Origin of the sequence: Pseudomonas sp. BAV 4579 (assembly GCF_009765395.1) — a bacterium.
Taxonomy (GTDB): domain Bacteria; phylum Pseudomonadota; class Gammaproteobacteria; order Pseudomonadales; family Pseudomonadaceae; genus Chryseomonas; species Chryseomonas aestiva.
On the sequence record NZ_WHOV01000025.1, the window covers coordinates 17,844 to 39,079 of the forward strand.

Here is a 21,236-nt window from a genome sequence, read left to right on the forward strand (position 1 = left end):
GGCAGAGACCCCTTGATGCATGAGGCGCGAGATTGTACTGGATTGTCGACCCAGGGTCAGACCGCCGCGACGGCCGTCAGTAGGTCGCGATGATCTGGGTGGAGGCCTGGGTCTCGAGGGCGTGCCAGGCGTCACGTACCGGCGCGAAGGAACGCCGATAGATGGGCGTGGGCCCCAGGCGCCTGAGCGCCTCCAGGTGCTCGGCGGTGGGATAGCCCTTGTGCCCGGCCAGGCCATAGCCCGGATAGAGGGCATCCAGCACCTGCATCTCGCGATCGCGGGTCACCTTGGCCAGGATGGAGGCCGCGGCGATCGCCGGGACCTGGCTGTCGCCCTTCACCACCGGAGAACTGGGCACCGCCAGCTTGGGACAGCGATTGCCATCGATCAGGGCCAGCCGCGGCTGCACCTGCAGCCCTTCCACCGCGCGCTGCATGGCCAGCATGGTGGCGTGTAGGATGTTCAGCTGGTCGATCTCGGCGACTTCGGCACGGGCCACGCACCAGGCCAGGGCCTTTTCCTGGATCTCGTCGAACAGGGCTTCGCGGCGCGCCAGCGACAGCTTCTTCGAATCGTTCAGGCCGAGGATGGGCTTGCCCGGATCGAGGATCACCGCGGCCGTGACCACGGCGCCGCACAGCGGACCGCGGCCGACTTCATCCACCCCGGCGACCAGTGCCTCGACCAGGTTGAAATCCAGGCCCAGTTGCATCAGCTGCGCGACCGCAGGAGATCCAGCACGGCAGCGGCCGCCTGCACCGAGGCATCGCGCCTCAGACTGTGATGGATGGCCGCGAAGCTATCGGTCTGCTGCTGGGGCTGTTCCAGCAACGGCCGAAGCTCGGCCACCAGCCGTTTCGGCGTCGCCTCGTGCTGGATCAGCTCGGGCACCAGCTTGCGTCCGGCCAGCAGGTTCGGCAGCGAAATGTAGGGACTCTTCACCAGCTGCTTGAGGATCAGATAGGTCAGGGGCGCCACCCGATAAGCGACCACCATGGGCCGCTTGAATAGTAGCGTCTCCAGGGTGGCGGTGCCCGAGGCGATCAGCACGCCGTCGCAGGCGGCCAGCACCTCATGGGAACGGCCATCGGTCAGCAACAGCGGCAAGGGCGGCCGCCCTTCCAGCAGTTGCTCCACCTGCGCCCGCCGCGCGGCATTGGCACAGGGCAACACGAAGCGCATGTCGGGTCGCACGGCCAGCAACTGGGCGGCAGCGTCAAGGAAGAGCGCACCGAGACGCCCTACTTCACCGCCGCGACTACCCGGCAACAGGGCGACGACCTGGCCCTCTTCCGGCAAGCCCAGGGCCTGCCGGGCCGCCAGGCGATCGCTGTCCAGGGGAATGGTATCGGCCAGCGGATGGCCGACGAAGCGCACCGGCACCTGCTGTTCTTCGTAGAAGCGCGCCTCGAAGGGGAACAGGGTCAGCATCAGGTCGCAGCCATCGCGGATCTTGAGTACGCGCTTCTGCCGCCAGGCCCAGACCGAGGGACTGACGTAATGCACGGCGGGAATGCCCGCGCGATGCAGCTGGGCTTCGATCTCGAGGACGAAGTCCGGGGCGTCGATACCGATGAAGACATCGGGACGGGCGTCGAGCAACTCGGCGATCAGCGCCTTGCGCCGCCCCAGGAGTTCGCGCAGGCGGCCGAGCACCTCGACCAGCCCCATGACCGCCAGGCGCTCCATGGGAAACTCGGACACCAGGCCCTCGGCTTCCATCCGCGGACCGCCCACCCCTATGAAGGAGATATTCGGGTGTTGCTCACGCAACGCCTGCATCAGGCCTGCGCCCAGCAGATCACCCGACGCCTCCCCGGCCACCAGCGCCACACGCAGCGGGCGCTGGGCGAATTCAGCGGGTGATGCCACGCGTCGCACTCAGGATGGAATCGCGGAACACCGCCACTTCGGGAAACTGCTGAGCCACCGGCTCCAGCTCGCGCAGGGCGTCATCGACTGTCAGGCCCTGGCGGTAGACCACCTTGTAGGCGCGACGCAATTCCTTGATGGCTTCGGCCGAGAAACCCCGCCGCCGCATGCCTTCGAAGTTCATGCTGCGGGCTTCCGCCGGATTGCCGAACACCGTGACATAGGCCGGCACATCCTTGCCAATGGCCGTGCCCATGCCGGAAAAGCTGTGGGCGCCGATGCGGCAGAATTGATGCACCAGGGTATAGCCGGACAGGATCGCCCAGTCATCGACATGCACGTGCCCGGCAAGGGCCGTGTTGTTGACCAGGATGCAATGATTGCCGATCACGCTGTCATGGCCGATGTGCACATAGGCCATCAGCAGATTGTGATCGCCAATGGTCGTCTCTTCCCGATCCTGCACGGTACCGCGATGGATGGTGACGCCTTCGCGGATGGTGTTGTGATCGCCGATCCGCAGCCGGGTCGGTTCGCCCTGATACTTGAGGTCAGGGGTGTCCTCGCCGATCGACGAGAACTGGAAGATACGATTGTGACGCCCGATCACGGTCGGCCCCTTGAGGATGACGTGAGGACCGACGATGGTCCCCTCGCCAAGCTCGACATCGGGTCCGATGATCGACCAGGGGCCGACCTGGACATCGGCAGCGAGCCGTGCCTTGGGGTCGACGATAGCCCTGGGGTCAATCAACGTCATAGCTTGCGTTCCGCACAGATGATTTCAGCCGAGCAGACCGGCTTGTCGTCCACACTGGCGTGGCATTCGAACTTCCAGATACCGCGCTTGGTGCTGATGAAGCGAGCGTCGAGCATCAGCTGATCACCCGGCGTCACCGGCTGGCGAAAACGCAGCTTATCCGATCCGACGAAGTAGTACAGCGTGCCATCGGCCGGCGAGGAATTCATCATCTTGAAGCCGAGCACGCCGGCGGCCTGCGCCATGGCCTCGACGATCAGTACGCCCGGCATGATCGGGTGCTGGGGAAAATGGCCGGTGAAGAACGGCTCGTTGATGCTGACGTTCTTGTAGGCGCGAATGCGCTTGGCTTCGATATCCAGCTCCAGCACGCGATCCACCAACAGAAAGGGATAGCGATGCGGGAGATATTCACGGATCTCGTTGATGTCCATCATGGTCGGGGAAGGCCTGTTAAGAAAGGGGAACATCCGATGCAGATCAAGCATCAGAAGCAGCGTCATCCCGCGAGGTCACGGTAGCAACGATTTTTTCCAGATGTTGCAGACGGCGGGCCATGTCGTCGAGGTGACGAATCCGCGCGGCGCTCTTCTTCCATTCACCGGCCGGCTGCATGGCCGTGCCGGAGGAATAGGCGCCAGGCTCGGTAATCGAGCGGGTCACCATGGTCATACCGGTGACGAACACGTGGTCGCACACCTCGATATGACCGACCATGCCCACGCCGCCGGCGATGGTGCAGTGTTTGCCGATCTTGGTACTGCCAGAGATGCCGACGCAGGCGGCCATGGCGGTGTGCTCACCGACCTGGACGTTGTGCGCGATCATGATCTGGTTGTCGAGCTTGACGCCATCGCTGATGACCGTGTTCGCCAGGGCGCCGCGGTCGATGGTGGTGTTAGCACCGATCTCGACGTCGTCGCCGATCAGCACGCCACCCAGCTGGGCGATCTTCTGCCACTGGCCACGCTCGTTGGCGAAGCCGAAGCCTTCGGCGCCGATCACGGCCCCGGATTGCACGACGGCGCGCGCGCCGATGGTCACATCGTGATAGAGCGTGACTCGCGGCGCCAGCCAGCTATCGGCGCCGATGACGCTGCGCGCACCCACCACGCAGTGAGCACCGAGACTGACGCCTGCGCCGATGCATGCCTGCGCCTCGATCACCACATAGGGACCGATGGCGGCGGTCGGATCGACCTGGGCATCCGCCGCGACCAGCGCCGTGGGATGGATGCCGGCCGCACTGCGCGGCTTGCGATCGAACAGATGGGAAAGGCGCGCATAGGCCAGATAGGGATTCGCCAGGATCAGGGCGTCGCCGGCGTAGCCGTCGGCGTCCTTGTCCGTCAGCAGCACGGCCCCGGCCTGGGTATCGGCCAGGTAACGGCGGTACTGCGGATTGGCGAGAAAACTCAACTGGTCAGGACCGGCCTCAGGCAGGGTAGCCAGACCGGCGACCAGGCGCTCGGACGAACCGCGTAGTTCCACGGTCAACTGGCGGCTTTCCAGCCACTGCGCCAGTTCGCCCAGCGTAAAGGTGCTATGACTCATCAACGACCCGCGTTCATGCGCTCGATGACCTGGCGCGTGATGTCGTATTGCGGCTTCACGTCCACCACGGCGCCACGTTCGAGCACCAGATCGTAATCACCCTTCTTCAGCACCTCTTCCACGGCCTTGTCCAGGCGCGGCTTGAGCAGCTTGAGCATGTCGCGATCCAAGGCGGCCTTGGCGTCGTTGAGTTCCTTGGACTGGAACTGGAAATCACGGGCCTTCTGGCGGAAGTCGTTCTCCAGGCGGGTGCGCTCGGCCTGGGCCAGCTTGTCACCGCCCTTGTTGAGCTTGTCCTGGATGTCCTTGGCGGAGCTTTCCAGGCCCTTGAGCTTGTTCAGCTGGGGACCGAACTTCTTCTCGGAGTCCACGGCGTACTTCTTGGCGGCGTCGGATTCCAGCAGGGCCATCTGGTAGTTCAGGACAGCGATCTTGGTATCGGCGAACACCGGAGCGGCGACGAGAACGGCAGCGAACAGAGCGTAACGGGTGTACTTTTGCACAGTTGACTCCTGCGTAAAGCGCAAAGGTGTTGCCTGGGTCAGAACGTCTGACCCAGCGAGAACTGGAAGACCTGCGGATCGGAGTTGGTCGGCTTCTTGACCGGGACGCCCAGGCTGAAGCTCAGCGGCCCCAGGGCGGTCACCCAGGTCACGCCGACGCCAACGGAACTGGCCATGTTGGAGAAACTGATGTCTCCGCAATTCTTGGTTCCATCAAGGCCGTCGGGTGTCTTGTAACAGTTCCCCGTCGAGAACACGTTACCTACGTCCCAGAACAACACAGTGCGCAGGGATTTCTGATCCTTCACGAAGGGCAGCGGGAACAGATACTCCACGCCGCCGGTGATGAGCACGTTGCCACCGAAGGCTTCGGACTTGTCGCGATCGCGGTAACCCTGACCCTTTCCGGCATAAGTCGGCGGATTTCCCGGCGGCGTCGTACGTGGACCCAGGCTGCTGTCCTCGAACCCCCTCACCGAATTGAAACCACCGGCGTAGTAATTCTCGTAAAACGGCAGGCCGTCGGTGCTGCCATAGCTGTCGCCATAGCCCAGCTCGGTGTGGAAGCGCAGCGCCGTATTGTCGGTCAGCGGGGTGAATAGCTGGCCACGGTAGTCGAGCTTGTAGAAGCTCAGGTCGCTACCCGGGATGGTGACCTGGCCAGTCATGCTTTGGGAGGCCCCACGGGTCGGCAGCACGCCACGGTTCAGCGTCGAGCTCGACCAGCCGATGCTGGCCTTGAAGTTGGTGAAATCCTTACCTTCGCGATCGACGAAGTCGTAGATCTCGTCGGCACTGTAGGTACCCGGATTGATCTCGTCGTTCTGCACGCTCAGACCATAGGTCAGGCGCGAGGTCTCGCTGATCGGATAGCCCAGGGTGACACCGGTGCCCAGGCTGTTGATCGAGTAGTAGGAGACGTCGCTGTCGTACAGTTTGCTGTAGTCGGTGCTGCGATAGAAGATGTTGTAGCCCAGGCTCACGCCATCCGGCGTGAAGTAGGGATCGGTGAAGCTGAAGTTGTAGCGACTCTGGTACTGGGAACGGGTCAGACCGATGCTGACCTGGTTGCCGGTACCGAGGAAGTTGTTCTGGCTGATGGAACCACCGAGGATCAGACCGGCGCTCTGGGCGAAGCCGATACTGGCGGTGATGGAGCCCGACGGCTGCTCCTCGACGTTGTAGTTGACGTCGACCATGTCGTCGGTGCCCGGTACCTGGGGCGTCTCGACCTTGACTTCCTTGAAGTAGCCCAGGCGCTCGAGGCGGGTCTTGGACTGGTCGATGAGATAGGTGGAAGCCCAACCGCCTTCCATCTGACGCATCTCGCGACGCAGCACCTCGTCCTCGGTCTTGGTGTTGCCGCGGAAGTTGATGCGATTGACGTAGGCACGCTTGCCCGGATCGACCACATAGGTCAGGGACACGCTGTGGTCGTCGTCATGGGGCTCAGGCAGACCGTTGACGTTGGCGAAGGTATAGCCTTCGTTGCCCAGTCGACGGGTGATCAGATCCGAGGTGCTGGTCATGACCTTGCGCGAGAAGACCTGGCCCGGCTGGACCAGCATCAGTTTGCGCAGCTCTTCCTCCGGCACCTTGAGGTCGCCGGACAGCTTGACTTCACGAACGGTGTACTTCTGCCCTTCGTTGACGTTGACGGTGATGTAGACGTGCTTCTTGTCGGGCGTGATGGACACCTGGGTCGAGGTGATGTCCATGTTGATGTAGCCGCGGTCCAGGTAATGGGAGCGCAGGCGCTCGAGGTCACCTGACAACTTTTCCCGGGAGTACTTGTCATCGTTACGGAAGAACGACAACCAGTTGCTCGGCTTGAGTTCGAACAGCGAGGTCAGGTCATCTTCGGGGAAGACCGTGTTGCCCACCACGTTGACGTGGGAGATGGTCGCAACCTCGCCCTCGTTGATGGTGATCTTCAGCTGCACCCGGTTACGGGGCTGAGGCACCACTTCGGCGTCGATGCTGGCGGAATAACGGCCCTGGGCGACGTACTGGCGCAGCAATTCGTTGCGCACGCCTTCCAGCGTCGCACGCTGGAAGATCTCGCCTTCGGCGAGGCCGGCCTGCTTGAGACCCTTCATCAGGTCGTCGCTGGAGATCGCCTTGTTGCCTTCCAGGGTGATGCTGGAAATGGAGGGACGCTCGACCAGGTTCACGACCAGGACGTTACCGTCACGACCCAGCTGGATGTCCTGGAAGAATCCGGTACGGAAGAGCGAGCGCGAGGCTTCGGCCAACTTGTTGTCGTCGACGGACTCGCCGACATTGAGCGGCAGGGCACCGAAGACGCTGCCGGACGATACTCGTTGCAGTCCGTTGACGCGGATATCGGAGATGGTGAAGGACTCGGCGTGTACCTCGCCGATCATCAGCGCGGCTATTACCGCAGGTAGCAGCAGGCGTTTCATGAGTCCCTTTTATTCCAACTGGCAAATAAAGAATCTGCCGCACTGGGCGGCAGATTCGGCAATCAGCAGAGTGTCAGAGGCGACCGAGGTCATTGACCAAGGCCAGCAGCATCACACCCACGACGAGGCTAATACCGATCTGCATGCCCCATGTCTGTACACGCTCGGACAAGGGCCGCCCGCGAATCCACTCGACGAAGTAGAAGACCAGATGACCACCGTCGAGCACAGGGATAGGCAACAGATTCAGAACCCCCAGGCTTATGCTCAGGTACGCCAGAAAATTGAGGAAATCCCCCAGGCCTGACTGAGCTGAAGCGCCCGCCACTTTAGCAATGGTTATCGGCCCGCTCAAGTTTTTTACCGACAGCTCTCCCAAGAGCATCTTCTTCAGGGAAACCAGCGTCAGCACGCTCATCTGCCAGGTTCGGCCGATACCTTCGCCTACGGCAGCCACGGGTCCATAGCTGATTTCGCGAACCATTTCCGCTGGCCACTTGACCGGCGCCACACCCGCACCGAGGTAACCGCTCTCGGTGGAATCGACGCGCCGCGCGCCCAGGCGCAGGGTCAGGTCCCGCTGCTGGCCCGCGCGCTCATAGGTCAGTCTGACCTGCTGACCGGGATGCCCCCGCACCCAGTCCACGGCCTGTTGCCAGTCGCCGATGGAGGTATCGTTCAGGGCGATCAGACGGTCCCCCGCCTGCAGGCCGGCCGCTTTCGCCGGGCCGGCCGGATCCAGTTCGGCGAAGACCGCCGGAATCTGCGGTCGCCAGGGCTTCAGGCCCAGGGCCTGGATCGGATCCGGATCTTCCGCACCGCGCAACCAGGCATCGAGCTGGATGACAGTGTTCTGCTCGGCGGTGGTACCTGGCACCCGGTAGCGCAGGCGCAGCGGACCGCTTTCACCCAGGCGATCGACCAGCCGCAGATTGACCGCCGACCAGCTGTCTACCGCCGCATCATCGACCGCGGTCAACTCTGCGCCGACGGGAATGCCCGCGGTGGCAGCCGGAGTATCGGCCGCGATCGCTCCCACGACCGGGCGCGGCTGTTGGGAGCCAAGCATGGCCAGCAGCCAGAAGAACAGGATGGCGAGCAGGAAGTTGGCGATCGGCCCGGCGGCGACGATGGCGATACGCTGGCGGACCGTCTTGCGATTGAAGGCGGCATGCTGCTCTGCGGGCGCCACTGGCGCCTCGCGCTCGTCCAGCATCTTCACATAGCCGCCCAGCGGAATTGCGGCCACCACGAATTCGGTGCCGTGGCGGTCGTGCCAGCGCAGCAGCGGCTTGCCGAAACCTACGGAAAAGCGCAGGACCTTGACACCGCAACGCCGCGCCGTCCAGAAATGGCCATACTCGTGGATGGTCACCAGGACGCCCAGGGCGATCAGGGTTCCCATAATCGTATAAAGGATGGACATTGGCTGCCTCCGCTACCTTAGTGTGCAGATTCTGCGGACTCGCAGGCCGGGTGTCGAGGCGCAGGATCAGCGTCTCGACAGCCACTCCCGAGCCAGCTGCCGAGCGGTACTGTCGGCCGCGAAGACCGCATCAAGATCGGTGGCCGCACCGGGCTCGACAGCCTTGAGTACCGACTCGATCAGCAGCGGAATCTCGGTGAAGCCCAGCCGGCCTTCGAGAAAGGCGTCGACGGCAACCTCGTTGGCCGCGTTGAGCGTCGCTGGCATGCAACCGCCCGCCTGAGCCGCTTCTCGTGCCAGGCGCAGGCAGGGAAAGCGCTCTTCGTCGGGCCGCTCGAAATCGAGGCGGCCGATCTCGAACAGATCCAGGGCCGCAACACCGGAGTCGATCCGTTCGGGCCAGGCCAGGGCATGGGCGATCGGGGTGCGCATGTCGGGATTGCCCAGCTGGGCCAGCACTGATCCATCCACGTAGTCCACCAGCGAATGGATCACGCTCTGGGGATGGATGACCACCTCGACCTGCTCCGGAGTCGCCTCGAACAGCCAGCAGGCCTCGATCAGCTCCAGCCCCTTGTTCATCAGGGTGGCCGAATCCACCGAAATCTTGCGCCCCATCGACCACTTGGGATGGGCACAGGCCTGGTCCGGCGTCACGCCGGCCAGCTGCTCGGCCGGCGTCTCGCGGAACGGACCACCCGAGGCGGTGAGCAGGATGCGCCTTACCCCCTTGCGCGCCAGTCCCGGCGTTGCCGGATCAGCCAGACACTGGAAGATGGCATTGTGCTCGCTGTCGATGGGCAGCAGGGTCGCGCCACTGGCCTGCACCGCCTCGATGAAGAGCGCCCCGCTCATGACCAGGGCCTCCTTGTTGGCCAGCAGCACGCGCTTGCCGGCCTTGACCGCGGCCAGCGTCGGCTTCAGACCCGCCGCGCCGACGATAGCCGCCATGACGGTATCGACCTCCGGGTGAGCCGCGATGGCCTCCAGGCCACCCTCCCCTACCAGGATCTCGGGGCGCCGCTCGACGTCCTGCAGCAGGCCGGCCAACTGTTCGGCGGAGGCCTGGTCCGGCACGACTGCATAGACCGGCTGGAAACGCCGGCAAAGTTCAGCCAGCTCCTGCAGCCGACGATGTCCGCTGAGGGCGAAGATACGATAGCGATCAGGATGCCGGGCCACGACATCTAGGGTGCTGGCGCCGATGGAGCCGGTCGCACCCAGCACGCAAAGCTGCTGAGGACTCACTGGACACCCCAGCCAGCCCACCAGAGCAGCAGGGCAAATAGCGGAACGGCAGCCGTGAGGCTGTCGATGCGATCCAGCACGCCACCGTGCCCGGGCAGCAGCTGGCTGCTGTCCTTGAGGCCGGCCTGGCGCTTGAACATGCTCTCGGTGAGATCGCCGACTACGGAAATCAGCACCACGCAGGCGGCGCCGATGAGCACCTGCAGGAGATCACCCAGACCCCAGCCACGCACCAGGCCGAGCACCAGGGTCGCCACCAGCGCGGCGGCCAGGCCGCCGTAGAGGCCTTCCCAGCTTTTGCCCGGACTCACGGCCGGCGCCAGCTTGCGCTTGCCGAAGGCCCGCCCGGAGAAATAGGCGAAGATGTCGGCCAGCCACACCAGCATCATCACCTCGAGAATCAGCAGATTGCCACCCGGTGCCGCCTTGAGCAGCATCAGCCCCTGCCAGGCCGGAACCAGCACCACCAGACCGATCAGCAGGCGCCGCCAGGAAGCCTGCCAGGCCCGGGCGCTGTCGGGATAGGTGAGCACCAGCACGGTCGCATAGAGCCACCAGGCCAGACTGATGAACAGCAGACCATGGGCACCGCCGGGCAACCACCAGCAGAGCAACAGCGCCAGCGCGACCACGGCGACATAGGCGCAACGCAGCGGCTGGGTTTCCAGACCCGCCAGGCGCGCCCACTCCCAGGCACCCAGGACCACGACCGCACCGATGAACAGGGCGAAGGTTGCCCCTTCCAGCCAGAAAAATCCGGCCAGGGCGATGGGCAGGAGCACCATCGCCGTGATAACTCGCTGCTTGAGCATTAGGCGCGTAGCTCCGCTTCCACCTGTTCGCAGGTCCGGCCGAACCGCCGCTGGCGGGTGGCGAAGTCGGCCAGCGCGGCATGCATGGCCTCGTGCTTGAAGTCCGGCCAGAACAGGTCGGAGAAATACAGCTCGGCATAGGCGATCTGCCAGAGCAGGAAGTTGCTCACCCGCCGCTCGCCGCCGGTGCGGATGCACAGGTCGGGCAGTGGCAGGTCAGCCGTCGCCAGACGGCCTTGCAACAGCTCAGGAGTGATCTCACCCGGCTCCAGCGTGCCCTGCTGAACTTGCAGCGCCAGCTGCTGGGCGGCCTGGGTGATGTCCCACTGCCCCCCGTAGTTCGCCGCGATCTGCAGCACGAACCGGGTGTGATGGGCCGTGAGTGCCTCGACTTCCGCCATGGCCGCCTGCAGTTCCGGATGGAACAGCGAGCGATCGCCGATGATGCGCAGCCGGATGCCGTTCTGATGCAGCTTCTTGGCCTCCCGCCGCAGGGCGGAAAGGAAGAGTTCCATCAGGGCGCCGACCTCGTCGGCCGGACGCCGCCAGTTCTCGCTGGAGAAGGCGAACAGGGTCAGCACCTCGACGCCCGCATCGCCGCACACCTCGATGACCGCGCGCACGGCGTCCACTCCGGCCTTATGACCGGCGACGCCCGGCAGCAGCCGTCGGCGTGCCCAGCGATTGTTCCCATCCATGATGATCGCCACGTGACGCGGCACCACCTTGCCTGGCTTGCTCATGCCCATGTACGTCCCAACCGTTGTCAAACAGCCATCAAGTCGGCTTCCTTGGCCTCCAGAGCCTTGTCCACCTCGGCGACGAATTTATCAGTCAGCTTCTGGACTTCATCCTGAGCGCGACGATCCTCGTCTTCACTGATTTCCTTTTCCTTGAGCAGATCCTTGAGCTGGGCCAGGGCATCGCGGCGGATGTTGCGCACGGAAACCCGCGCCTGCTCGGCCTCGGCACGCGCCTGCTTGGTAAAGCCCTTGCGAGTCTCTTCGGTCAGGGCCGGCATCGGCACGCGAATGGTGGTACCGGCGGTGGCCGGATTGAGGCCCAGATCGGAGGTCATGATGGCCTTCTCGACCGCCTGGATCATGCTCTTGTCGAACACGTTCAGCGCCAGGGTCCGCGAATCCTCGACGTTGACATTGGCTACCTGACGCAGCGGAGTATCGCTGCCGTAGTAGGACACCATGACGCTGTCCAGGATGCTCGGATGAGCGCGTCCGGTACGGATCTTGGCAAAGGCGTGGCCCAGGGCTTCCAGGGTCTTGGTCATGCGCGCCTGCGCATCCTTCTTGATCTCGTTGATCATGCTGCTCCCTCCTCGATCAGGGTGCCCTCACCTCCGCCCACCACGATATTGAGCAGGGCGCCGGGCTTGTTCATGTTGAAAACCCGCAAGGGCATGTTGTGATCACGGCAGAGACAGATGGCCGTGAGATCCATGACACCCAGCTTGCGGTCGAGCACCTCGTCGTAGGTCAGGCGCTCGAATTTTTCGGCGTTGGGATCCTTGAAGGGATCTGCCGTGTATACACCATCCACCTTGGTGGCCTTGAGCACCAGATCGGCTTCGACCTCGATGGCGCGCAGGCAGGCGGCGGAATCGGTGGTAAAGAACGGATTGCCGGTCCCGGCGGAGAAGATGACGACCTCGCCATCCTTCAGTTGACGCAGGGCCTTGCGGCGATCGTACTGGTCGGTCACGCCGACCATGGAGATGGCGGACATCACCGTGGCGGGAATATTGGAACGCTCGAGCGCGTCGCGCATGGCCAGGGCGTTCATCACGGTTGCCAGCATGCCCATGTGGTCGCCGGTCACCCGGTCCATACCCACGGCGGACAGCGCCGCACCGCGGAACAGGTTGCCACCGCCGATCACCAGACCGACCTGGACACCGATGCCCACCAGCTGGCCGATCTCCAGCGACATGCGATCCAGCACCTTCGGATCGATCCCGAAGTCTTCACTTCCCATCAGGGCTTCGCCACTGAGCTTCAGCAGAATACGCTTGTAACGGGGTTGGCGACCACTCATCTGCTGTGCCATTCACTCTCTCCTGTGGCGATGAACTTATACGGGGGGTTTTGATCCTGCGATAGGAAAGCGCAACCGCAGTTGCGTTCACTCCAATCGGCAAAAAACTCCTTGGAAGACCAGAAATCAGACCTGCCTTCCAATTTGACAAAGAGGCCGCGCGCTCGAAGCGGGCGGCCTCCTGGTCAACGGCGGATGCCGGTGTTACTGCTTGCTGGCAGCCAGCTGGGCAGCGACTTCGGCAGCGAAGTCGACTTCAGCCTTCTCGATGCCTTCGCCTACTTCGTAACGCACGAAGGAAACGATTTCGGCGCCGGCCTTCTTGGCCAGTTCACCGACCTTGACTTCCGGATCCTTGATGAAGGGCTGCTCAACCAGGCTGGCTTCGCCCAGGAACTTGTTGATACGACCCTTGACCATGTTCTCCACGATGTTTTCCGGCTTGCCGGCGATCTTGTCGGCATTCAGCGCCAGGAAGATTTCCTTTTCCTTGGCGACGGCTTCTTCGGAAACCTGGGAGGGACTCAGGAACTGGGGATTGCTCGCCGCGACATGCATGGCGATTTCCTTGGCCAGTTCGGCGGTGCCACCCTGCAGGGTAACGACCACACCGATGCGGTGACCGTGGAGGTAGGCGCCAACGACATCGCCTTCGACACGGGTCAGGCGACGGATGTTGACGTTCTCGCCGCACTTGGCGACCAGCGCCTCACGGGCGCTTTCCTGAGCGGCGATCAGCGGAGCGGCATCGCTCATCTTCTCGGCGAAGGCCTTGTCCAGGCTGGCGGCGACGAAGCCCTTGAAGTCGTCCTGCAGAGCCAGGAAATCGGTCTGGGAATTGACTTCGATGATGACGGCAGCCTTGTGGTCGTCAGCGACCTTGACCGCGATGGAACCTTCGGCAGCCACGTTACCGGCTTTCTTGGCAGCCTTGATGGCGCCAGCGGCACGCATGTCGTCGATGGCTTTCTCGATGTCGCCACCGGCAGCGGTCAGGGCCTTCTTGCAATCCATCATGCCTTGGCCGGTGCGCTCGCGCAGTTCTTTGACCAGGGCTGCAGTGATTTCTGCCATGTTTGAAATCCTCTTGAATCGGTTTCGAGGTCACTCCGCACGCAGGCGGAGCCAATGAAACGCCAGTAGGCAAAAAGGGGGCTAGGCCCCCTTCTCGCACGTCGAACCGCTCGACCCTAGGGTCGAAATGCTCAGCCCTCGACGGCTTCGGCAGCGGGTTCTTCGACGAACTGCTCGTTGGCACCGCCGTTGCTGCCACCACGGATCACGGCATCGGCAACGCTGCTCAGGTACAGAGTAACGGCGCGGAAGGCGTCATCGTTGCCGGGGATGATGTAGTCAACACCTTCCGGGCTGCTGTTGGTATCGACGACGCCGATGACCGGGATGCCCAGCTTGTTGGCTTCGGTGATGGCGATGCGCTCGTGGTCAACGTCGACCACGAACAGGGCATCCGGCAGACCGCCCATGTCCTTGATACCACCCAGGCTGCGCTCGAGCTTTTCGAGGTCGCGGGTGCGCATCAGGGCTTCTTTCTTGGTCAGCTTGTCGAAAGTACCGTCCTGGGACTGGACTTCCAGATCGCGCAGACGCTTGATCGAGGCACGGATGGTCTTGTAGTTGGTCAGCATGCCGCCCAACCAGCGATGATCGACGAAGGGCTGACCGCAACGCGCGGCTTCTTCGCGAACGATCTTGCCGGCGGCGCGCTTGGTGCCGACGAACAGGATCTTGTTCTTGCCGGACGCCAGGCGCTCAACGAAGGTCAGGGCCTCGTTGAACATCGGCAGGGTCTTTTCGAGGTTGATGATGTGGATCTTGTTACGCGCGCCGAAGATGTACTTGCCCATCTTCGGGTTCCAGTAACGGGTTTGGTGGCCGAAATGCACGCCGGCTTTCAGCATGTCACGCATGGAGACTTGAGACATTTAGATGTTCCTCGTAGTCGGGTTGGGCCTCCACGCATCCCAATGACCAACTTCCCATCGGGAAGCACCCAGGTCATCGTGTCGATGCGTGTGTGGGGTTAGGAGCGCTGAAGGGCATAGCCCCGAAAAAGCGCGCGACTTTATATCACGCCCTGCCGGATACCACCAGCGGCGATTGCCGCATGCCGGAGGTCCGGGGTACCGCCGGCAGCCACAGTGCGGGCGCCGGCTCTGATAGAATAGCGGATCGAAAGCTGACACCCGGCGTGATACCTAGAGATTTCCGATGACCGTCATCCTCAAGACCCCTGAAGACATCGCCAAGATGCGCATCGCCGGCCAGCTGGCCGCCGAAGTGCTCGAAATGCTGGACGAACACGTGCGTCCCGGCATCACCACCGAAGAACTGGATCGGCTGGCCCACGACTATATCGTCAACGTGCAGCAGGCCATCCCCGCCCCGCTGAACTACAAGGGCTATCCGAAATCCATCTGCACCTCGCTGAACCACGTGGTCTGCCACGGCATTCCCAATGACAAGCCGCTCAAGAGCGGCGACATCATGAACGTGGACATCACCGTCATCAAAGACGGCTACCACGGCGACACCAGCAAGATGTACCTGGTGGGCGACGTACCCGAATGGGCCGACCGGCTCTGCCAGGTCACCCAGGAATGCCTCTACAAGGGCATCGACCTGGTGCGCCCCGGCGCGCGCCTGGGCGATATCGGCGAGGTGATCCAGAAGCACGCCGAGAAGAACGGTTTCTCGGTGGTTCGCGAATACTGCGGCCACGGGATCGGCAAGGGCTTCCACGAGGAGCCGCAGGTGGTGCACTACGGCCGCGCCGGCACGGGCCTCGAGCTGCAGGCCGGGATGATCTTCACCATCGAACCGATGATCAACCAGGGCCGCTACGAGACCCGCCTGCTGGGTGATGGCTGGACCGCCATCACCAAGGACCGCAAGTTGTCCGCGCAGTGGGAGCACACGGTGCTGGTCACCGAAGAGGGTTACGAGATCCTGACCCTGCGCAAGGACGAAACCTTTCCCCGCGTTTCTGCGTGAGTGAGCGCCCATGCCCCAGGTCGATTCGGAGTTGTTCGACGCCGGTCAGTTCCAGGCTGAACTTTCGCTGAAAGCCAGCCCTCTCGCAGCCTTCAAGAAATTCATCCGGGCCGCGAACGCCACTCTCGATGCCCGCTTCATAACGGGCCGCAGCGTGCGCCGGCTGGTCGAGGATCGCGCCTGGTTCATCGACCAGATGCTGATCGCCGCCTGGAATCGCTTCAGTTGGCCGGAGGATGGCATCGCCCTGCTCGCGGTGGGCGGCTATGGCCGCGGCGAGCTGCATCCGCACTCGGACATCGACCTGCTGATCCTGCTGGCCGAGGAGGAACAGGAACGCTTCCGCGAATCCATCGAGGGCTTCCTGACCCTGCTGTGGGACGTGGGCCTGGCCGTGGGGCAGAGCGTCAGATCCCTGCGCGAATGCACCACCGAGGCCCTGGCCGACCTGACGGTGATCACCAACCTGATGGAAAGCCGAACTCTCGCCGGCCCCGAGCACCTGCGCCAGGCGATGCTGGCGGCCACGAGTGTCGAGCACCTCTGGCCAGGACGCGCCTTCTATCTGGCCAAGCGCGCCGAGCAGAGTGCGCGGCATGCCAAGTACAACGACACCGAATACAACCTCGAACCCAACGTCAAGGGTTCGCCGGGCGGTCTGCGCGACATCCAGACGCTGCTGTGGATCGCCCGGCGGCAGTTCGGCACCCTCAACCTGCAGGCGCTGGTAGGCCAGGGCTTCCTGACCGAAAGCGAATGCAGCCTGCTGATCTCGGCGCAGGAATACCTGTGGAGGGTCCGCTATGCCCTGCACATGCTGGCCGGGCGCGCCGAGGATCGGCTGCTGTTCGACCACCAGCGGCGCATCGCCAGCCTGCTCGGCTACGAGGACAACGACGCCAAGCTGGCGGTAGAGCGCTTCATGCAGAAGTACTACCGGGTGGTGATGGACGTGTCCCAGCTCAGCGATGTGGTCATGCAGCACTTCGAGGAAGTGAATCTGCGCGACGAGCAGGTGCCGGTCGCGGTGACCCCGCTCAACAACAGATTCCAGATCCGCAACGGTTATCTGGAGGTGGTGCACCCCCAGGTATTCCTGCGCACGCCCTTCGCGCTGATGGAGCTGTTCGTGCTGCTGGCGCAGAATCCCGCGATCAAGGGACCCAGTGCCGGCACCATCCGTCTGCTACGCGACAGCCGTCACCTGATCGACGATGCCTTTCGCCAGGACATCCGCAACACCAGCCTCTTCATCGAACTGCTCAAGAGCGAATCCGGCATCCATCGCAACCTGCGGCGGATGAATCGCTACGGGCTGCTGGGGCTCTACCTGCCCGAATTCGGCCAGATCGTCGGCCAGATGCAGCATGACCTCTTCCACATCTATACGGTGGACGCCCACACCCTCAATCTCATCAAGCACCTGCGCAAGATGAGCTACGACGTCCTGGCGGAGAAGTATCCGCTGGCGACGCGGGTGATCCACAAGCTGCCCAAGCCGGAGCTGATCTACATCGCCGGGCTCTATCACGACATCGCCAAGGGCCGCGGTGGCGATCACTCGGAACTGGGCGCGGCAGACGTCGAAGCCTTCGGCCGCCGTCACCAGTTGCCGGAATGGGACACCCGCCTGGTCAGCTGGCTGGTGCGCAATCACCTGGTGATGTCCACCACCGCCCAGCGCAAGGATCTCTCCGACCCCCAGGTGATCCACGATTTCGCCCTGACGGTCGGAGATCACACCCACCTGGACTATCTGTACGTCCTCACCGTGGCCGACATCACCGCGACCAATCCGTCGCTGTGGAATTCCTGGCGCGCGACCCTGCTGCGCCAGCTCTATACCGAGACCAAGCGCGCCCTGCGGCGCGGCCTGGAGAATCCGGTCAATCGCGAAGAGCAGATCCGCAGCACCCAGCAATCGGCGCTGGACACCCTGATGCGGCGCGGTATCGATGCCGATGACGCCGAGCAGCTCTGGTCGCAGCTGGGCGACACCTATTTCCTGCGGCATACCGCGCTGGACGTCGCCTGGCACACCGAGGCCATCCTCGGCCATGGCGATACCGCCGAGCCGCTGGTACTGATCCGCGAGACCACCCAGCGCGATTCCGAAGGCGGCACCCAGATCTTCATCTATGCCGCGGACCAGCACGATTTCTTCGCAGTGACCGTGGCGGTGATGGACCAGCTCAACCTGAACATTCAGGACGCGCGCATCATCACCTCCAGCAGCCAGTTCACCCTGGACACCTACATCGTGCTGGATACCGATGGCGACTCGATCGGCAACAATCCCGCGCGCATCGCCCAGATCCGCGGCGGCCTGATCGAGGCGCTCAAGCATCCCGAGGAATACCCGAGCATCATCAACCGCCGCGTGACCCGCCAGCTCAAGCATTTCGCCTTCTCGCCCCAGGTGAACATCTACACCGACACCACGCGCTCGGCGAGCCTTATCGAACTGACGGCACCGGATCGACCCGGCCTGCTGGCACGGGTGGGGCGGATCTTCCTCGACTTCGACCTGTCCGTGCTCAACGCCAAGATCGCCACCCTCGGCGAGCGAGTGGAAGACGTCTTCTACGTCACCGACGCCGAGGGTCGTCCGCTGGCGGATCCCGGCCTCTGCAGCGCCCTGCAGCAGGCCCTGATCAAACAGCTGCGCGAGCCGGACAGCCAGACGCCGCCGCTCAGTCGCATCAGCATCTAGTCTCGAACGAAGGACCACCCGATGATGAATCCCACCCTCGACCTGCTGCAGCCCTATCCGTTCGAGAAGCTGCGCGCCCTCCTCGCTGGCGTGACCCCGCCGGCGGCGCTCAAGCCGATTCCGTTGTCGATCGGCGAGCCCAAGCACCCGTCACCGGCCTTCGTCGCCGAGGCCCTGACCGCCAACCTGGATCAGCTGGCGGTCTACCCGACCACCCTTGGCATCGCCGAATTGCGCGAGGCCATCGCCAGCTGGGCCGGCCAGCGCTTCGGCGTACCCGCGGGCTGGCTGGATCCGGCGCGTCACGTGCTGCCGGTGACCGGTACCCGGGAGGCGCTGTTCTCCTTTACCCAGGCGGTGGTGGATCGCAGCCAGGCGGGTCTGGTGCTGAGTCCCAACCCCTTCTATCAGATCTACGAAGGCGCGGCCCTGCTCGCCGGCGCCGAGCCCCACTACCTGCCGTGCCTGGCGGACAAGAGCTTCAATCCCGATTTCGACAGTGTGCCGGACGCGGTCTGGCAGCGCTGCCAACTGCTGTTCCTGTGCTCACCCGGCAATCCCACCGGTGCCCTGCTGCCGGTGGCGACGCTGAAAAAGCTCATCGCCCTGGCCGATCGCTATGACTTCGTGATCGCCGCCGACGAGTGCTACAGCGAACTCTACTTCGACGAAGCCAGCCCGCCGCCCGGCCTGCTCACCGCCTGCGCCGAACTGGGTCGCAGCGACTTCGCCCGCTGCGTGGTCTTCCACAGCCTGTCCAAGCGCTCCAATCTGCCGGGCATGAGATCGGGCTTCGTCGCGGGCGATGCCGCCATTCTCAAGCGCTTCCTGCTCTATCGCACCTACCACGGCTGCGCCATGCCGGTGCAGGTGCAGAAGGCCAGTGCCGTGGCCTGGCGAGACGAGGCCCATGTCCGCGAGAACCGCGAACTCTATCGGCAGAAATTCGCCGCCGTGCTGGATATCCTGCAGGGCAGCCTGGAGGTCTCGCTGCCGGATGGCGGTTTCTATCTCTGGGCCAGGACACCCGGCGATGACGAAGCCTTCGCCCGCGAGCTGTTCGCCCGCGAACACGTGACCGTGGTGCCGGGCTCCTATCTGTCGCGGGACGTCGCGGGCATCAATCCGGGCGCCGGTCGGATCCGCATGGCGCTGGTCGCGCCCCTGGCCGAATGCGTGGAGGCGGCGGAGCGCATCCGCCGCTTCTGCCAGGGCTAGCGGTTGCCCTGATCGCGCATCAGCGCGGTCTCCTGGATGTCCAACTCGCGCAGGAACTCGCTGACCACCAGGTCATCGATGACCCCGGCGATACGCAACCGATAGAGTTCGCGGCGCTGGGCGCGGATGGCGAGCAAGCGCAGCTCGCCATCCAGGGTATCCCGCAGGCGCGCCAGGGAACGGGCATCCTCGCTGTCATCGGCGGAACTCAGCTCGTCACGGAATTCGGCGATGATGCCGGCCTTGATCTCCGCTTGCAGCGCCGCCCGCGCCGGCTCGTCGGCGTCGTTCGACTCCACGTCTTCCAGCACCGCGATGGCGGCCCGGGCGGCGTTGATCCGCACCTCGCAACGCTCCCGTTCCAGCAGGTCGTTGGACTGCTCCGGCAAGCGCGCCAGCAGCAACGGAATACCGATGCTCGCCACCACCAGTGACAGCAGGATCACGCCCGCGGCGATGAACACCAGGATGTCGCGCAGGGGAAAGGGCGTGCCATCCGAAAGCATCGGCGGCAGCGACAGTACACCGGCCAGGGTCACGGCACCGCGGACCCCGCTGAGCGAGGCGATGGCAGCGATCAGGCGGGGGTCGCCCGCGATGGTGATGGGGCCGCTACCAGGCTGGGTCAGGTGCCAGTAGCCGAGGATGACCCCGAAGCGAATGGCCATGATCACCCCGTAGGCACCCAGCACATAGAGCGTCAGCCAGCCCGCGGGCGGCCAGAGCGCCTGGGACGCCGGCAGCGCGGCCGCCAGGATGTCGGGCAGTTGCAGACCCAGGATCAGGAACACCAGGCCGTTGAAGGCGAACTCCACCAGCCCCCAGACGCTGTGATTGAGCAGGCGGGTAGCGGTCTGTCGCGGCAGCAGGTCGACCCGGCTCTGCATCATTCCGGCGGCCACGGCGGACAGGATGCCGGAAACGCCCAGTCGCTCCGCTAGCACATAGGCGGCGAAGGGCAGCAACAGCATGAAGACGACATGGGGCGCGGCGTCGCTCCAGCCGCGTTTCACCACCATCCAGGCGCGCGCTTGGCCGACCAGCCAGCTCAGCACCCCGCCGACCAGCACGCCGCCCACCGCGACGATGACGAATTCCATACTGGCCTGACTCAGCGAAAAGGCGCCGGTCAGGGCCGCCGACACGGCGAACTTGAAGGTCACCAGACCCGAGGCGTCGTTGAGCAGGGCCTCGCCCTGGATGACGTGCAGCAGGGCGCTGGGCAGCCGGCCGCGGACGATGCTGGAGACCGCCACGGCATCGGTGGGCGACAGTACCGCCGCCAGGGCGAAGGCCACCGCCCAGGGCAGGTGCAGCATCCAGTGCAGGAACCAGCCGGCGCCCAGCACCGTGAGGAACACCAGGCCGAAGGCCAGGACGAAGATCGGCCGGCGCAGGCGCCAGAACTCCCGTTTGGGCATGCGCCAGCCATCGGAGAACAGCAGTGCCGGGATGAACAGCAGCAGGAAGAGTTCGGGGTCCAGGGCGACATGCAACCCCAGGGTGGGCCAGGCGAGCAAGGCGCCGACCACCACCTGGATCAGCGGCAGCGGAATGGGAATGAGATGGGCGCTGAGACGGGTGGCACCCACCATCAGCAGGAGGATCAGAGCGGTATAGAGAATCTGCACGGTGGTCTC

Annotated in this window: 19 protein-coding genes; 3 read left to right on the plus strand and 16 right to left on the minus strand. The window is 64.0% G+C overall.

Annotated elements, in window-relative coordinates; translation table 11 throughout:
- Positions 1–76 precede the first annotated feature (76 nt).
- The 15 genes from rnhB to rpsB form a co-directional block, all read right to left on the minus strand.
- Positions 77–712: a ribonuclease HII gene (gene rnhB, locus GSQ95_RS07745; RefSeq protein ID WP_158892274.1), complete on the minus strand. Its 636-nt coding sequence runs from the start codon at positions 710–712 to the stop codon at positions 77–79.
- Entirely contained in the window at positions 712–1,839 is a 1,128-nt protein-coding gene (gene lpxB / locus GSQ95_RS07750; RefSeq protein WP_158892309.1) for a lipid-A-disaccharide synthase, read from the minus strand. The genes rnhB and lpxB overlap by 1 nt, the downstream gene beginning before the upstream one ends.
- Positions 1,840–1,855: 16 nt before the next feature.
- Positions 1,856–2,632, minus strand: a complete 777-nt coding sequence (lpxA, locus tag GSQ95_RS07755) for an acyl-ACP--UDP-N-acetylglucosamine O-acyltransferase (protein ID WP_158892272.1) — start codon at positions 2,630–2,632, stop codon at positions 1,856–1,858.
- Entirely contained in the window at positions 2,629–3,069 is a 441-nt protein-coding gene (gene fabZ, locus GSQ95_RS07760; protein WP_007159483.1) for a 3-hydroxyacyl-ACP dehydratase FabZ, read from the minus strand. The genes lpxA and fabZ overlap by 4 nt, the downstream gene beginning before the upstream one ends.
- 43 nt (positions 3,070–3,112) lie before the next feature.
- The gene (gene lpxD, locus GSQ95_RS07765) at positions 3,113–4,186 is read right to left on the minus strand and encodes a UDP-3-O-(3-hydroxymyristoyl)glucosamine N-acyltransferase (protein WP_158892269.1); all 1,074 of its coding nucleotides are present in this window, start codon (positions 4,184–4,186) and stop codon (positions 3,113–3,115) included.
- Positions 4,186–4,689 carry an OmpH family outer membrane protein gene (locus GSQ95_RS07770; RefSeq protein WP_158892267.1) on the minus strand — a complete coding sequence of 168 codons (504 nt, stop codon included), beginning with the start codon at positions 4,687–4,689 and terminating at the stop codon, positions 4,186–4,188. The genes lpxD and GSQ95_RS07770 overlap by 1 nt, the downstream gene beginning before the upstream one ends.
- Positions 4,690–4,727: 38 nt before the next feature.
- Positions 4,728–7,115, minus strand: a complete 2,388-nt coding sequence (gene bamA / locus GSQ95_RS07775; RefSeq protein WP_158892265.1) for an outer membrane protein assembly factor BamA — start codon at positions 7,113–7,115, stop codon at positions 4,728–4,730.
- A gap of 73 nt (positions 7,116–7,188) precedes the next feature.
- Complete coding sequence (rseP, locus tag GSQ95_RS07780) at positions 7,189–8,541, minus strand: RIP metalloprotease RseP (protein WP_158892263.1); 1,353 nt, start codon at positions 8,539–8,541, stop codon at positions 7,189–7,191.
- A gap of 66 nt (positions 8,542–8,607) precedes the next feature.
- On the minus strand, positions 8,608–9,789 hold the full coding sequence (gene ispC, locus GSQ95_RS07785) for a 1-deoxy-D-xylulose-5-phosphate reductoisomerase (RefSeq protein ID WP_158892261.1): 1,182 nt from the start codon (positions 9,787–9,789) through the stop codon (positions 8,608–8,610).
- On the minus strand, positions 9,786–10,601 hold the full coding sequence (locus tag GSQ95_RS07790; protein ID WP_158892259.1) for a phosphatidate cytidylyltransferase: 816 nt from the start codon (positions 10,599–10,601) through the stop codon (positions 9,786–9,788). Before GSQ95_RS07790 ends, ispC begins: the two co-directional genes overlap by 4 nt.
- Positions 10,601–11,350, minus strand: a complete 750-nt coding sequence (gene uppS, locus GSQ95_RS07795; RefSeq protein ID WP_178118407.1) for a polyprenyl diphosphate synthase — start codon at positions 11,348–11,350, stop codon at positions 10,601–10,603. Before uppS ends, GSQ95_RS07790 begins: the two co-directional genes overlap by 1 nt.
- Before the next feature lie 17 nt (positions 11,351–11,367).
- Positions 11,368–11,925, minus strand: coding sequence for a ribosome recycling factor (gene frr / locus GSQ95_RS07800; protein ID WP_158892255.1), 558 nt, complete (start codon positions 11,923–11,925; stop codon positions 11,368–11,370).
- Positions 11,922–12,665, minus strand: a complete 744-nt coding sequence (gene pyrH / locus GSQ95_RS07805) for a UMP kinase (RefSeq protein WP_017639054.1) — start codon at positions 12,663–12,665, stop codon at positions 11,922–11,924. Before pyrH ends, frr begins: the two co-directional genes overlap by 4 nt.
- Before the next feature lie 192 nt (positions 12,666–12,857).
- Positions 12,858–13,727: a translation elongation factor Ts gene (gene tsf / locus GSQ95_RS07810; protein ID WP_158892253.1), complete on the minus strand. Its 870-nt coding sequence runs from the start codon at positions 13,725–13,727 to the stop codon at positions 12,858–12,860.
- Positions 13,728–13,858: 131 nt separating this feature from the next.
- Positions 13,859–14,596: a 30S ribosomal protein S2 gene (gene rpsB / locus GSQ95_RS07815; RefSeq protein ID WP_133859821.1), complete on the minus strand. Its 738-nt coding sequence runs from the start codon at positions 14,594–14,596 to the stop codon at positions 13,859–13,861.
- Between the two features lie 286 nt (positions 14,597–14,882).
- Here rpsB and map point away from each other — a divergent pair, with 286 nt between their 5' ends.
- The 3 genes from map to dapC are packed head-to-tail and all read left to right on the plus strand — an operon-like array spanning position 14,883 to position 19,596.
- A complete protein-coding gene (gene map, locus GSQ95_RS07820) occupies positions 14,883–15,665 on the plus strand; it encodes a type I methionyl aminopeptidase (protein WP_133859822.1) in 783 nt (260 codons plus the stop codon).
- Positions 15,666–15,675: 10 nt separating this feature from the next.
- Entirely contained in the window at positions 15,676–18,378 is a 2,703-nt protein-coding gene (locus tag GSQ95_RS07825) for a [protein-PII] uridylyltransferase (protein WP_158892251.1), read from the plus strand.
- A 24-nt stretch (positions 18,379–18,402) separates the two neighbouring features.
- Positions 18,403–19,596, plus strand: coding sequence for a succinyldiaminopimelate transaminase (dapC, locus tag GSQ95_RS07830; protein ID WP_158892307.1), 1,194 nt, complete (start codon positions 18,403–18,405; stop codon positions 19,594–19,596).
- On the opposite strand, the gene GSQ95_RS07835 is transcribed toward dapC, so the two are convergent.
- A complete protein-coding gene (locus GSQ95_RS07835; protein ID WP_158892249.1) occupies positions 19,593–21,227 on the minus strand; it encodes a Na+/H+ antiporter in 1,635 nt (544 codons plus the stop codon). The two genes, dapC and GSQ95_RS07835, sit on opposite strands and share 4 nt — an antisense overlap.
- Between the last annotated feature and the right edge of the window lie 9 nt (positions 21,228–21,236).